This window comes from Nonomuraea sp. NPDC005501, assembly GCF_040605905.1.
GTDB lineage: Bacteria > Actinomycetota > Actinomycetes > Streptosporangiales > Streptosporangiaceae > Nonomuraea.
On the sequence record NZ_JBEXDT010000038.1, the window covers coordinates 1 to 13,596 of the forward strand.

15 protein-coding genes are annotated in these 13,596 nt (G+C 71.4%); 10 read left to right on the forward strand and 5 right to left on the reverse strand.

Annotated features, from left to right (window positions below; translation table 11 throughout):
- The 5 genes from ABZS51_RS19755 to ABZS51_RS19775 form a co-directional block, all read left to right on the forward strand.
- On the forward strand, window positions 1-355 hold a 355-nt coding region (locus ABZS51_RS19755; protein ID WP_355442761.1), incomplete at its 5' end, for a helix-turn-helix domain-containing protein.
- A 334-nt stretch (window positions 356-689) separates the two neighbouring features.
- Complete coding sequence (locus ABZS51_RS19760; protein WP_355442764.1) at window positions 690-1,973, forward strand: helix-turn-helix transcriptional regulator; 1,284 nt, start codon at window positions 690-692, stop codon at window positions 1,971-1,973.
- Window positions 1,974-2,017: 44 nt separating this feature from the next.
- Complete coding sequence (locus tag ABZS51_RS19765; RefSeq protein ID WP_355442767.1) at window positions 2,018-2,617, forward strand: copper resistance CopC family protein; 600 nt, start codon at window positions 2,018-2,020, stop codon at window positions 2,615-2,617.
- The gene (locus tag ABZS51_RS19770; protein ID WP_355442770.1) at window positions 2,614-4,608 is read left to right on the forward strand and encodes a cytochrome c oxidase assembly protein; all 1,995 of its coding nucleotides are present in this window, start codon (window positions 2,614-2,616) and stop codon (window positions 4,606-4,608) included. The genes ABZS51_RS19765 and ABZS51_RS19770 overlap by 4 nt, the downstream gene beginning before the upstream one ends.
- 222 nt (window positions 4,609-4,830) lie before the next feature.
- Entirely contained in the window at window positions 4,831-5,217 is a 387-nt protein-coding gene (locus tag ABZS51_RS19775) for an ATP-binding protein (RefSeq protein WP_355442773.1), read from the forward strand.
- A gap of 217 nt (window positions 5,218-5,434) precedes the next feature.
- Here the strand turns inward: ABZS51_RS19775 and map are convergent, their stop codons facing one another.
- The gene (gene map, locus ABZS51_RS19780; RefSeq protein ID WP_355442776.1) at window positions 5,435-6,283 is read right to left on the reverse strand and encodes a type I methionyl aminopeptidase; all 849 of its coding nucleotides are present in this window, start codon (window positions 6,281-6,283) and stop codon (window positions 5,435-5,437) included.
- Between the two features lie 32 nt (window positions 6,284-6,315).
- Between map and ABZS51_RS19785 the strand changes: the two genes are divergently transcribed.
- On the forward strand, window positions 6,316-6,492 hold the full coding sequence (locus ABZS51_RS19785; protein WP_310715235.1) for a hypothetical protein: 177 nt from the start codon (window positions 6,316-6,318) through the stop codon (window positions 6,490-6,492).
- A gap of 19 nt (window positions 6,493-6,511) precedes the next feature.
- Here ABZS51_RS19785 and ABZS51_RS19790 read toward each other — a convergent pair whose 3' ends face one another.
- Both ABZS51_RS19790 and ABZS51_RS19795 read right to left on the reverse strand, forming a co-directional pair.
- Window positions 6,512-7,162, reverse strand: coding sequence for a cyclase family protein (locus tag ABZS51_RS19790; protein WP_355442780.1), 651 nt, complete (start codon window positions 7,160-7,162; stop codon window positions 6,512-6,514).
- Window positions 7,159-7,410 carry a hypothetical protein gene (locus ABZS51_RS19795; protein ID WP_310715231.1) on the reverse strand — a complete coding sequence of 84 codons (252 nt, stop codon included), beginning with the start codon at window positions 7,408-7,410 and terminating at the stop codon, window positions 7,159-7,161. The genes ABZS51_RS19790 and ABZS51_RS19795 overlap by 4 nt, the downstream gene beginning before the upstream one ends.
- 72 nt (window positions 7,411-7,482) lie before the next feature.
- Here ABZS51_RS19795 and ABZS51_RS19800 point away from each other — a divergent pair, with 72 nt between their 5' ends.
- Complete coding sequence (locus ABZS51_RS19800) at window positions 7,483-8,424, forward strand: LysR family transcriptional regulator (RefSeq protein WP_355442784.1); 942 nt, start codon at window positions 7,483-7,485, stop codon at window positions 8,422-8,424.
- 24 nt (window positions 8,425-8,448) lie between these two features.
- Here ABZS51_RS19800 and ABZS51_RS19805 read toward each other — a convergent pair whose 3' ends face one another.
- Window positions 8,449-9,696: a pectate lyase gene (locus ABZS51_RS19805; protein ID WP_355442787.1), complete on the reverse strand. Its 1,248-nt coding sequence runs from the start codon at window positions 9,694-9,696 to the stop codon at window positions 8,449-8,451.
- A gap of 271 nt (window positions 9,697-9,967) precedes the next feature.
- Entirely contained in the window at window positions 9,968-10,546 is a 579-nt protein-coding gene (locus ABZS51_RS19810) for a hypothetical protein (protein WP_310715225.1), read from the reverse strand.
- A gap of 225 nt (window positions 10,547-10,771) precedes the next feature.
- Between ABZS51_RS19810 and ABZS51_RS19815 the strand changes: the two genes are divergently transcribed.
- The 3 genes from ABZS51_RS19815 to ABZS51_RS19825 all read left to right on the forward strand — a co-directional run bounded on the left by ABZS51_RS19815 (window position 10,772) and on the right by ABZS51_RS19825 (window position 13,118).
- Entirely contained in the window at window positions 10,772-11,872 is a 1,101-nt protein-coding gene (locus ABZS51_RS19815; RefSeq protein WP_355442790.1) for a lipase family protein, read from the forward strand.
- A 221-nt stretch (window positions 11,873-12,093) separates the two neighbouring features.
- Entirely contained in the window at window positions 12,094-12,573 is a 480-nt protein-coding gene (locus tag ABZS51_RS19820; RefSeq protein WP_355442793.1) for an AAA family ATPase, read from the forward strand.
- 128 nt (window positions 12,574-12,701) lie between these two features.
- Window positions 12,702-13,118 carry an NUDIX domain-containing protein gene (locus tag ABZS51_RS19825; RefSeq protein ID WP_355442796.1) on the forward strand — a complete coding sequence of 139 codons (417 nt, stop codon included), beginning with the start codon at window positions 12,702-12,704 and terminating at the stop codon, window positions 13,116-13,118.
- Window positions 13,119-13,596: the final 478 nt, after the last annotated feature.

Sequence of the window (13,596 nt, forward strand, 5' to 3'; positions counted from 1 at the left end):
GGCCGCGCACGCCAGGCGGCTGGCGGAGGCCCGCTCGGGCGGGGTGGTGACCAGCGACGAGATCTACACGCACGCGCTGCTGCTGGCCACGGTGCCGGGCGACGTGCGGCGCTCGTTCGCCGACCGGTTGCTGGGGCCGCTGATCGCCTATGACCGGCGGCACCAGTCGGACCTGGTGCGGACGCTCGGCACGTTCCTGGACTGCGCGGGCTCGTGGAACGCCTGCGGAGAGAGGCTGCACGTGCACGTCAACACGGTGCGTTACCGGATCGGGCGGGTGGAGGAGCTCACCGGCCGTGACCTGTCGTCGATGGCCGACCGGGTCGACTTCTTCCTGGCGCTACGGGCCGGGTGATGAGGCGGCGCCGTGCCGGAGGCGCCTGATGGGGGGACATACCTGCCGATGCCGCCGTGCGGAAGGCGGCACCGGCCATGCCCACACCGTGGTGCGGCTCCGGCACCGATTCAGCGTTTGCTGCGGTCAGCAGCACATAGGAATGTCAAACTTCGCCATGATTTGGTCCGACTGGGATGGAGACGAGTCGGCTGTCGCGGCCGTAGCATTGCCTGCGACGGCCACACCTGCCGTCAACAACGCAACGAGTACGGACAGGGCAATGCGCGTGCGCATGGGGGTTCTCCCTCGCCTATGGGTTGCTCGGACATCATCCTCTCAGGGAGCGGGACCTGTGACCACATCTGACCTGATCGGACTCCGTATCAAGACGGTGAGGCGGCAGCGGGGTCTGTCCCAGGCGCAGCTCGCGCATCCGGAGTTGTCGGACAGCTACGTCTCCCTGATCGAAAGTGGCAAGCGTACTCCGACGCCTGCCGTCCTGGAGCTCCTGGCCCAGAAACTGGACTGTTCGCTGTCCTATCTCCTCAACGGCGTGACCGCCGAGCAGATGGAGGACATCGAGCTCGCGCTCGGCTACGCGAGGATGGCTCTCGAGAACGGTGAGGTGCGGGAGGCCCGCACCCGTTTCGCCGAGCTGCTGGCCAACCACAACCTCGCAGGTCTCACGGGACTGCGTCAAGACACCCAGTTCGGGCTGGCGCTGGCGCTGGAGGCGTGCGGAGAGCTGGAGGAGGCGATCTCCATGCTCGGCCGGCTGCAGGACGAGGACGTCAGCCCCGACCGGCGGATCGAGATCGCGGTCGCCCTGTGCCGCGTCTACCGGCAGAGCGACCGGCTCAGCGAAGCGATCAAGGTCGGGGAGGCCGTCCTCGGCGGCCCGGCCCGCCCGGCCTGGACCGACGGCATGGTGGAGCTCGGCGCCACGCTGCTGTCGGCCTACTTCTACAGCGGCGACCTGCTGCGCGCCCGCCAGTTCGCCGCCGAGCTGCTCAACGCCGCCGACATGCTCGGCACGCCCAGGGCGGTCATCGCCGCCAACTGGAACGCCGCGGTCGTGGCCGAGAGCTCCGGCCACGGTGAGGAGTCCCTGGCCTTCCTGGAGCGCGCCCTGGCCATCCAGTCGGAGACCGGCCAGCCGCGCAGCCTCGCCCGCACCCGCGTCGCCTACGCGGCCCTGAAGCTGCGCGTCCACCCGGAGGCCCTCGACGAGGTCCGCGCGATACTGCTGCGGGCCGAGGACGAGCTCGCGCAGACCTCCGCGAGCACGCTCGACCGGGCCAACGCCCAGGTCGAGCTGGCCCGCGCCGAGGTCATGGCGGGCAACTACGAGCAGGCCGTCCGGCACGGCAGCTCCGGGCAGGAGCTGATGCCGACGACCGCGGGGGCGCAGGAGGCCGAGGCGCACCTGCTGCTGAGCCGCGCCTACGGCGGGCTCGGTCGCGTCTCCGACGCCGAGCGCGAGCTCAATGCGGTGCGCGACTGGCTCACGCCGCTGCCCGACTCCCGTCGCGTCGCCGGCACCTGGTACGCCGCGGCGGAGACCATGGAGCTGCTGGGCGACGCCGACGGCAGCGTCGAGGCCTACCGGCGAGCGCTCGCCTGCGCGGGGCTGTAACCGAGGTAGGGACCGGGCGGTGGCGTCGGTAGCCTGGAGGTGCCATGAAGAGACCTCTGATCGCGGCAGTCGCCGCGTTCCTCGCCGCCCTGTTCCTGCTCGGCACCGCCGGGCCCGCCCTGGCGCACGACTCGCTCAAGAGCAGCGACCCGGCCAAGGGCTCCACGGTCAAGACCGTCGAGCAGGTGAAGCTGGTGTTCAGCGCCGGGGTGCGGATGCCGTTCGTGATCGTCCGGGGAGCCGACGGCGCCCAGCACCAGGCGGGGGCGGCCGAAGCCGACGGGCCGGCGGTCCTCCAGCGGCTCAAGGAGACGCTGGCCGACGGCGCGTACACCATCGCCTACCGCGTCGTCTCCTCCGACGGCCACCCCATCGAGGGCGAGATCCCGTTCACCGTGAAGGGCGCTCCCAAGCCTGAGGCGCAGGCGTCCGAGACGGCGGCGGCCCAGCCGGTCGCCACGCCGTCGCAGCCGCCCTCCGCGGCCCCCGCCTCCTCCGCGGCCTCGGCCCCCGCCGCGGCGACGGCGCAGGCCGCGCAGGGCGCCTCCTCGGCCACGTTCCCCGTCTGGCTGCTGGTCGTCGTCGGCGCGCTCGCCGGGATCGGCGTCGGCTTCCTCATCAGCATGCGCAAGAAGCGGCCGTGACGAGGGCCGCGCGGCTCGCGCTCGCGGCGGCGGCAGCGGCGGTCGCCGCCCTGGTGATCGCCATGATCGTCGGAGGCGCGGCCTTCCCCCGGATCATCGCCGGCCTGCCCGACGCCGGCGTGCTCACCCGCTGGGGACTGCCGCTGGCCAAGCTGGCGATGGACGCCGCCGGAGTCCTCACCGTGGGCCTGCTCCTGGCGGCCACCGCGCTGCTGCCCAACGACAAGGGCATGCTCGGCACGACCGCCACCGGCTACGTCCGGGCCTCCTCCTGGGCCGCTCTGACCTGGGCCGGCAGCGCCTTCCTCACCCTGGTCTTCGAGGTCTCCGACTCCTGGGGGCAGCCCGTCCTCCAGGCCGTCTCCACCGGCAACTACCTCAGCTCCTACGCCACCCAGACCAGCCAGGGCATCGCGCTGACGCTGGTCATCCTGTTCGCGGTGGCCATCTCGCTGTTCTCCCGGGGCGCCATCACCGCCGGCTCCGCGGCCGGGCTGCTGGCGTTCGCGCTGGCCACGCTGCTGCCGCCGGCCCTCACCGGGCACGCCTCCTCCTCGCCGAACCACAACCTGGCCACCTCCGCCCTGTCGCTGCACCTGCTGGTACTCGCGCTGTGGGTCGGCGGCCTCGTGGTCCTCGCCGTGCACGCCGCCCGCCGCGAGCCGCGGCTCGACATCGCCGCCGCCCGCTTCTCCCGGATGGCCCTGTGGTGCTACATCGGCGTGGGCGTGTCCGGGGTGTTCAGCGTCGTCGCCCGGCTCTCCGACGTCTCCGACCTGTGGACGTCGTCGTACGGTGTGCTGGTCGTGGCGAAGATCGTCGCGTTCGTGCTGCTCGGCTACGCCGGCTGGTGGCACCGGGAGCGCACCGTCTCCGCCCTGCAGGGCGGCCGGCCCGGCGCCTTCACCCGGCTGGCGGCGGGCGAGGCGCTGCTCATGGCGGCCACCGTCGGCCTCGCCGTCGCGCTGTCGCGCACCCGCCCGCCGGAGGTCAGCCTCCCCGCCGACCGGGCCTTCGAGCTGCTCGGCTTCCCGATGCCGCCGCCGATCTCGCCGGCCAACCTGGCCGCGCTGTGGTGGTTCGACCTGTTCTTCGCGCTCGTGGCCGCGGTCCTGGCCGGTCTGTACGCGGCCGGGGTGATCCGGCTCCTGCGGCGGGGCGACGCCTGGCCGTGGGGCCGCACCGCCTCCTGGTTCGTCGGGGTGGCGATCCTCGTCATCGCCACGCAGAGCGGCCTGGCTCGCTACGCCAAGGTCATGTTCGACGTGCACATGATCGAGCACATGATCCTGGCCATGATCGTGCCGATCTTCCTCGTGCTGGGCGCCCCGGTCACGCTCGCCCTGCGCGCGCTCAAGCCGGCCGCCCGGCGCGGCGACCGCGGACCGCGCGAGTGGCTGACCACGATCCTGCACAGCCGCTTCGTGAAGGTGGTCGGCCACCCGGGCATCGCCACCGCCCTGTTCATCGTCTCGACGTACGCGCTGTACTTCACGCCGCTGTTCGCCTCGGCCATGGAGGAGCACCTCGGGCACATCACGATGACCCTGCACTTCCTGCTCAGCGGGTCGCTGTTCTTCTGGGTCATCATCGGCGTCGACCCGGCTCCGCACCGCCTGCCGTACGTGGGCAAGCTGCTGACGCTGTTCGTCACGATGCCGTTCCACGCGTTCTTCGGCGTCGCGCTCATGATGACCGGCACGGTCATCGCCTCCGACTGGTACGAGCAGCTCAGCCGCACCTGGGGCGGTCCGCTCATCGACGAGCAGCGTGACGGCGGCGCGATCGCCTGGGGCTTCGGCGAGATCCCCACCCTCATCGTGCTGCTGGCCATCGCCGTGCAGTGGTACGGCGACGAGGACCGCAAGGCGCGCCGCGGCGACCGGCGGGCCGACCGCGGCGTGCGCGACCCGGAGCTCGACGCCTACAACGCCTACCTGGCCCGCCTCGACCGCGCCGACAAGGCGGACAAGGCCGACCAGCCCGACTGACCACGCGGGGGCGCGTAGCCGTACGGGCAGGGGGATCTATCCTCCCGCCGTACGCCTCCCACCCGCCAGGTAGCCTTGCCGTACGGGGAGATGGGCATCACCTTCCCGCAGGGATGTGCGAGACCTTGAGGGGGGTCGCACATCCGGCGCGTGACGCCGGTGTGGGGTCCGGCCAGGAGTCCGGGATGCCCAGGAAGGCGAGCAGAGGTGGAAGAAACGCGCATGCGTGAGGGGCGGGGCCTCGCCGAGACCCTTGAGAGCCAGTTGACGCAGTGGTCGGAGCGCACCGGCATCCGCGTGGAGATCTGGGCCCTGCCCGCCGCCGACGTGCCGGCCCCCGTCGCCCAGGCCGTCCTGGAGGCGCTGCGTGAGGCGCTGGCCAACGTGGAGGGGCACAGCGGCGCGAGCGTCGTGTCGGTGGCCGTCACCGCGGGCACCGGCGGCCTGCGCATGACCGTGAGCGATCACGGCCGCGGCTTCCCGCAGGACAAGGCGGGGCGCGGCATCGCCCGGATGCGGGCCGCCTTCGCCGGGGTCGGCGGCAACCTGTCGGTCAGCAGTGTGAAGGGCGAGGGCACCACCGTCACCGCGGCGGTGCCCCGGCGCTGACCGCGGGTCCGCCGGCGATCCCCGCACCAGCGCCCGCGCCCGGGGGCGAGGCCCCACTCACGGTGGCCGTCCGCATGTTCCGGCAGCCCGGCGGCAAGGTCACGACCTGCCGCCGGGATACCGACCTCCTGCTGGAGGGAATCATCCCGCGGCGGGCGGCCACCACCAGCGGCGACGCACCGCACCGGAACGGTGGTCACGATCTACCGCTGGAGCTCTAGGGGGTGGTGAGGATCTCGCTGCCCGTCTCGGTCACCACGATCGTGTGCTCGAACTGGGCCGTGCGCTTGCGGTCCCTGGTCACCGCCGTCCACCCGTCGGGCCAGATGTCGTACTCGATCGTGCCCAGCGTCAGCATCGGCTCGATCGTGAACGTCATGCCCGGCACCAGCTCCACCCGCAGCGACGGGTCGTCGTAGTGCGGCACCACCAGCCCCGAGTGGAACGTCGTGCCGATGCCGTGACCCGTGAAGTCGCGCACCACGCCGTAGCCGAACCGCTTGGCGTACGCCTCGATGACCCGGCCCACCACGTTGAGCTGCCGGCCCGGGGCGACGGCCTTGATGGCCCGCATCGTCGCCTCGCGGGTGCGCTCCACCAGCAGCCGCGACTCCTCGTCGACCTCGCCCACCAGGTACGTGGCGTCGGTGTCGCCGTGGACGCCGCCGATGAAGGCGGTGATGTCGACGTTGACGATGTCGCCCTCGCGCAGCACGGTGTCGTCGGGGATGCCGTGGCAGATGACCTCGTTGATCGACGTGCACAGCGACTTGGGGTAGCCCTTGTAGCCGAGCGTGCTCGGATAGGCGTCGTGGTCCAGCAGGAACTCGTGCCCGATCCGGTCGAGCTCGTCGGTGGTGACTCCCGGCCGCACGTTCCTGCCGACCTCTTCGAGGGCCTGCGCGGCGATCCGGCCCGCCACGCGCATGCGCTCGATCATCTCGGGGGTCTTGACGTCGGCCTCGCCGGTCTTGGGGCGCTTCTTTCCGACGTACTCCGGCCGCTCGATGTGGGCGGGGACCTTTCGCATGGGCGAGACTCGCCCTGGCTGGAGCAGTGTCGTCATGAAAGACGAGTCTACGGGGCAGAATAGCCCTCGTGAGCGATGGCCAGTGGTGGTTCTGCCTCAAGCACATGCGGGTCGAGCCGGAGAACGGCTGCCCCAACAAGGACCGGATGGGTCCCTACGCGAGCGAGCAGGAGGCCGCCGGCGCCCTGCAGCGCGCGGCGGACCGTAACAAGGCATGGGAAGAGGCCGACCAGGACGACGACTGAGCCGGCCGGACCCGCTCCCTCAGGGGACGACCGCGTAGGCCCGTACGGGGAAGGTGCCCATGCCCGCCACCATCGGCGGCGCGGCGTGGAACCTGAAACCCTCCTCGGGCAGCGCCTCCAGGCCCGTGAGGTGCTCCACGAGCGGTATCCCGGCCGCGAGCAGGATCGTGTGCGCGGGTCGCTCGCCGCGCGGCGGGGTGTCGTCGATGTTGAGCGAGTCGATGCCGACGAGCGCCGCGCCCCGCTCGGCGAGCAGCCGCGCCGACTCCGGGGCGAGGTAGGGGTGCCCGTGGAGGTAGGCGTCCGTGCCGAAGTGGCGGTCCCAGCCGGTGTGGATGAGCACGGCCCGGCCCCGCACGTCGAGGTCCGGGTCGACGGTGATCTCCCGGCTGCCGGTGCCGCGCGCCCGGACCACGACCCCGGGCAGGTCGGCCAGGCTGCTCAGCGGCACCTGGGACAGGTCGGGGCCGCCGGCGTAGCGGTGGTGGGGCGTGTCGAGGTAGGTGCCGGTGTTGGCGGCCAGGGTGATCGTCCCGATGTGGAACTCGGTGCCCGGGGCGTACACCTCGCGTGACGCCTCCCGGCTCAGGTGCGTGCCGAGCACCGGGCCCGGCACCCCCGGGTAGGTGACCATGCCCTCGACGATGCGGTGACTCAACTCGACGATCACGCCGCCGCCCCGATCCGGACGAGCCTGACCAGCGCGACCGCGCCGATCACGGCCCAGACGAGGTTGAGGCCGGCCGAGGGCCAGGCGTCGTTGCGGGCGCTGTTGGCCATCAGCGCGAGCGAGCCGGTGAGGTTCACGACCTGGTACGCGGCGCCGCCGGCGGGCATGCGGCCGGCGGAGACCAGGCCGTACCCGAGCAGGAGGAGGCCCGCGCCGAGCCAGCCGGCCACCTCGAACAGGAAATCCATGCACCCATTGTCTGAATTAATTGCCATAAAGTGCAATTAAAGGTATCTACAGCGCCAAGTAAGCTCTCCTGTATGGACATCGACCCCCGGCGCCTCCGTGTCCTGCACGAGGTGGCCCGCCGCGGCGGGGTCATGCGTGCCGCCGAGGCCCTGTTCCTGACGCCCTCCGCAGTCTCCCAGCAGCTCGCCCAGCTCGAACGCGAGGTGGGCCTGGCCCTCATCGACCGCTCCCAGCGGCGCGTGTCGCTCACCCCGGCCGGCCGGGTGCTCGCCGGCTACGCCGAGCGCGTCGAGGACGAGCTGGCCGAGGCCCGGCGGGAGCTCACGCGGTTCACCGAGCGGCTGGCGGGGCCCGTGCGCATCGCCGCGTTCCCCACGGTGATCAAGCACATGCTGGTGCCCGCCCTGCGCGACCTGGCGGCCCGCCATCCGCGCATCACGCCGATCATCCACGAGGTGTACGGCCAGCCCGCCCTCCAGGAGCTGCGGCTGGGCGCCGTGGACGTCCTCATCACCGAGCAGGACATGAGCCTGCCCGTTCTGTCGCAGCCGTCTCTGGCCACCCGCGCCCTCTACGTCGACGAGTACCGCATCGTGGTGCCCCCCGGCTGGACCAGCCCGCCGCGCTCCATGGCGGACCTGGCGGACGTGCCGTGGGTGGCCGGCGAGCCGGACCAGGCGTGCGGCCAGGCGCTGGACCGGCTCGCCGGGCTGCACGGCTTCGAGCCGCGCAAGGTCCACGTCATCACGGAGTTCGGCCCGGCGCTGGCGCTGGTGGCGGCCGGGCACGGGGTGGCGATCGTGCCCACCCTGGCCCTGCTCGACGTGCCGGAGGGCGAGGTCCGGGTGAGCGAGCTGCGGGAGGTGGGGGCGCGGCGGCTCGACGCCGTGACCCGGGTCAGCCGCACGCGGTCGGGCGAGCCCGATCCGGTGCAGGCGGTGGTGATCGGGGCGATCGAGGACGCCACGGCCGCGCTGGAGGCGAGCCTGAAGGCCCACCTCCAGCCGGTCTGAGCCCGCCGCATCCGTCAGGAGCGGTTACTTGTAGGTGATGTCGGACGCGGAGTAGATGCAGTTCGTGCCGTCGGCTCCGGACCCGATCTTGGTGGGCTCGCTGCCCTTGGGCACGCCCTTGTACTTGTCGCAGATACTGGTGCTGGTGCCGTACACGGTGATCCTGCTGAACCGCGCGGTGTCGCCCCAGTTGGTGTTGATCCCGGCCAGGGCCGAGGTGCTGCGGGCGGTGACGCCGTTCATCACCACGTGGCGCTGGTAGGAGGTCGAGCAGTTGCCGCACGCCCGGTAGAGCTTGCCGGCGCTCTGGACCTGGAAGTTCCTGATGGTCACCGTGCCGGCTCCGTTGTGCTGGAAGACCTTGTCCGACGCCGACTTGGCGCCGCCGCCGTCGACCAGGTAGGTCGCCGAGGAGCTGGAGCTCAGGAACGTGGCGGCGTCCTCGCCGACGTCGTTCCACCACACGTTGCGGATGGTGCAGGAGCCCAGGCAGTGGATGCCGTCGCCGGCCGGGGCGTCGATGATGACGTTCTGGATCGTGCCGCCGTTCGCCACCTCGAACATCGGGTCCTGGCTCTCGCTCTGGCCGCCGTCGCCGATGCCGTAGTAGCTCTTCATGCCGCCGTCGAAGAAGCTGCCGACGCTCTGCGTCGCGTTCATCTTGACGCTGCCCTGGGCGGTCGGCCACGGTCCGCTGCCGTCGCCGCCTCCGCTGGTCGGTGTGACCGTGGGGGTGACCGTCGGGGTGGGGTCGGGGGAGGAGCCGTCGGCCGGCCGCAGCGTCCACTGCTTGGTGGCCACGCTGTCGCAGGAGTTCTGCTGCAGGAGGGCGTCGGCCGCGGTGGAGTTGTCCTTGACGTTGAGGCACTTGCCGCCGTTGCCGTTGACCACCCGGTAGCCGGACCCGGACGTGGTGAGCTGCCACGTCTGTGAGGCCGCCCCGGTGCAACCCTCCTGCTGGACCGCCTTGCCCGCGCTGGTGGAGGCGTCGCGGACGCCCGCGCACTTGCCGCTGTGCCGCGCCTTGAGCTGGTAGCCCCCGCCCGAGGCGGTGACCGTGAAGACCTGTCCGGCGCCGCCGGCGCAGGTGCTCTGCACGAGCTGCACGCCGTCGCCGGTGCTCTGGCCGGGCACCGCGGCGCACAGCCCGCTGCCGGCGTTGACCAGCGTGTAGTCGCCGTTGGCCGGCGCCGCCGAGGCCGGTGTGACGGACACCGCCACCAGCCCTCCGGCGGCCAGGAGCCCCGCGGCCAGCCCGACCGCCAGTCTCATGCCGAATCGTTCCTTTTCACGCACGTCGAACTCCCATCGAAGATGAGTGCGGGCCCGCTCCGAGAGTTTTGGTAAGCGCTTTCCCTCGGTGCGGTCGAGTCAAGCACAGCCCGGTCGGGGTGGGAAGCGACGGTGGCCGGCCGCTCCCCGGCGGCGGCGACAGGCCCGCCGCCTTCCGGCGGAACCGGTGGGTCCTCCCAGGTCAGGGCGGGCGGCGGAGGGAGAGGGGTGAGGCGCTGACGCCCTGAAAGTTTCAGCGGCGACGAACCCGTCAGTCGGTCACCCTGGGGCCGGTGACCTTCTCCAGCAGGCGGGCCAGCCGCTCGCGCAGCCCCGGGTTGCCGGGCAGCTCGCCGGCGGCGGCGCTCACCAGGTGCTGGGCGCCGTCGAAGGTGACCAGCCCCTCCGGCGGCACGGCGATCGCGTCGTGCGCGAGCCCCGCCACCTCCGGATGGGCGCCCTCCAGCGCGAGGATCGTCGCGCCGACACGGCGGGCGTCGTCCACGCGTTCGAGCAGCGGGACCGGGGCCTGCCCCTCCGCCACCACGAACAGCGTCTCGCCGCGGCCCGCCTGCCGCACGCGGTCGAGGCCGACCCGCAGGTGCTCGGGCGCGCCCGGCGGCGGCGACCAGCGGACGAGGGTGGGGGCGAGCTGCGGCAGGCCCGACAGCCGCGCCTCGTCGGCCAGGTGCGCCGTCAGGTGCCACGGCTCGTCCTCGGGTGTGCCCACGAGGAGCAGTCCGCCGGGGGAGCGGGTCGCCCGCAGCGCGAGGCCGAACTCGCGGGTGCGCTCCACCCATCCGGTCTCGGCGAGGAGCTCGCGGAGGAAGTCCACCGAACCAGAGTCCATCGCCCCATAGTGCATGACCGCCGCCGCCTCGTCGCCCCGTCCGCCCGGTTCGCCGCCCTCCCTGCCTGACTTCAGTGCCGTTTCGGTGTCATTTCGGGCCTTGACAGGTGGTTACCGCCGGGTAACGATCGGCTCGCGGCGCCGCCGTCCCGAACAGCGATCCCCCACGGAGAGGGCCGGCACATGACCTTACGTGTCCGCGTCAGCATGTCCATGATCGTGTTATTGATCGCATCACTCGTCGCCACGCCGGCCCACGCGGCCGCGCCCGGTGACGTGGTCTCCGCCGAGCCGACCACCGTCTACCTCCTGCCCGGGAAGCTTCTCGAGGTCCCGGTCGACGCGTGGCACCTGCTCTACCACTCCACCTCCGCCACCGGGCAGATCAACACGGTGTCCGGCACGCTCCTCGTCCCCAAGGCGGCGTACGCCCTGGGCAGGCGGCCCATCGTCGGCTACGCCACCGGCACCCACGGCCTCGGCGACCAGTGCGCCCCCTCCGTCAGCATGAGCCAGGGCCGTGAGGCCGAGCTGGCGTTGGTGAGCCTGTTCCTGCTCAAGGGGTTCGCGGTGGCGATCACCGACTACGAGGGTCTCGGCACGCCGGGGCAGCACACGTACATGGTGGGCGTCTCGCAGGGCCACGCCGTGCTCGACTCCGTCAGGGCGGCGACGCGGGTGTCCGGCGCGGGCCTGTCCGACCGCGCCCCGGTCGCCGTCATGGGCTACTCGCAGGGCGGCGCGTCCGCCGGCTGGGCGGCGCAGCTCCAGCCCTCGTACGCGCCCGACCTGCGGCTCAAGGGTGTGGCGGCCGGCGGCGTCCCGGCCGACCTGCGGGCGGTGGCCGCCCACCTGGACGGCGACGCGAACTTCGGCCTGGCCGCGGCGGCCGGGGTCGGACTCGACGCCGCCTACCCCGAGCTGGACCTCGAAGCCGACCTCAACGACCGCGGCCGGGCGCTGCTGGGCGACGCGGCCGACGACTGCGTGGGCGAGCTGGACAAGCTGGCCGGGCTGAGCTTCTCCGACCTGAGCCCGGTCGACCTGCTCGACCTGCCCAAGTGGCGGGTCCGCCTCAACGAGAACCGCCTCGGCGCGGTCGCGCCGAAGGCGCCGCTGTTCCTCTACCACGCCCGGGGCGACGAGATCATCCCGCAGGCCGTCGGCGCGACGCTGCGCTCCGAGTACTGCCGGGCCGGCGCCACCGTCCGCTGGACCTCGCTGCCCGCCGGCTCCCACGTCCTGGGGGCGGTCGAGGGCGGCCCGCTGGCGATCGAGTGGCTGGCGCTCCGGCTGATCGGCCTGCCCGCCACCGGCAACTGCTGACCACCCGCGACCTGCCAGGGCCCGCACGTCCCACGGTGGATTCGAGAGGCCGTCGCAACACGATGATCACTTACTGGCGGCGGCCAGCATAGCGATGCAGGTGGGTTTCCGTAGTCCCGCATTGCGGGGGACTACGGAAACCCATAGCCGGACCCCAGCAGATCGCCAACATGGGTGACATGAAGCCAGTCGAGACTAGGGCGGTTCGGTAGTCTCGGCTGATGGCGAAGATCTTGGTCACGGGGATGTCTGGCACCGGAAAGTCCACGGCGTTGGAGATGCTGGCGGCCCGGGGTCATCGCGCCGTCGATACTGACACCGACCAGTGGAGCCACTGGGTGATCCTGTCGGACGGATCCACTGATTGGGTGTGGCGGGAGCCAGCCATCAGCGACCTGCTCGCCAACCATGGTGAGGGCGCCCTCTTCGTGGCCGGTTGCAAGTCCCATCAGGGTCGGTTCTACCCGCAATTCGACCACGTCGTCCTCCTCAGCGCTCCCGCTGAGATCATGCTTGGCCGCATCGCGACGCGCACCAACAACCCCTTCGGCAAGCGCCCTGAGGAACGTGAGGCCGTCCTGCGCGATCTGGCCAACGTGGAGCCGCTGCTCAGGGCCACCTCCACTGTCGAGATTGACGCTTCTGCGCCGATCGACAAGGTCGTCCAACAGCTTGAGGAACTGGCGCAGACGACGCCGTGATCAAGGGTTGCAGGAACAGGCACTCCAGCCTCACGCGGCTTTGTTCGTGACTCCGCACGCACGGTGACGGGTGTCGGAGGCGGGACGCGCCTTGTCTGCGGCAGATCCGCATGGGTCAGAATGTGCCGATGACGATCTCTGCTGACGACTCCGGTCCGGTCCGGATTGTGGCGGCCGTTCTTCGCGACGGCGATCGGGTGTTGCTGTGTCATCGAAGCGCCGGACGCCGTTGGTATCCCGACGTGTGGGACCTGCCGGGCGGTCATGTTGAGGAGGGGGAGGATCCGAAAGAGAGCCTTGTCCGCGAGCTTCGGGAGGAGTTGGGAATCACGGTATCGGAGCCGTCCAGCCCGCCGATGCATGAAATCCGGACCGCGACGTTCGACATGCAGATCTGGTTGGTCGACAGGTGGACCGGAACACCCGTCAACGCCGCGCCGGACGAGCACGACGCTGTGGCGTGGTTCGAGACGTCCGATCTTGACAGCCTGCGTCTCGCCCATGAGTCGTATCTCTCGATGCTCACCGCCGTGCTCGTCACGTGACGTCGCACCGGAAGCCAGGGGTGCGCGCTCATCGGCAGATCCGCGCACTCCCACCCGGCCCGGTTCATGATTGATTGCACGGACGGTGAACGGGCTCCGGAGCTACCGCCGGCGCCACCGGCGGGCAAGATCCACAAGTGGTGCCGGTTGCTTTGCGAGGCGTTCAGCCGGGGTGTCCCAGTCGAGCGTCTTGCGAGGTCCGGGCGTTCAGCCGACGATCCGGCATGCCTCCTGGTTGCTCAAGCCCTGCTGCACGAGCCGCAAGTATGCCGCCCGTTCGCGGGAAAGCGCCCTGCGGCCCGGAGCGCGTTCCCGGTCCTCGGATCTCGAAGTCCATCGCATCCTCTCATCTGCGGTGTTGCGACGACCACTAGAAGAGAACCACTCGGCGGCCGGGCCCTTCTCGTCCAGGGTGAGCCTTTTCGTCCCGGGTGGGGCCGCGCCGGACCGGTGCGGAGGGGCTGGCATGATCGAGGGT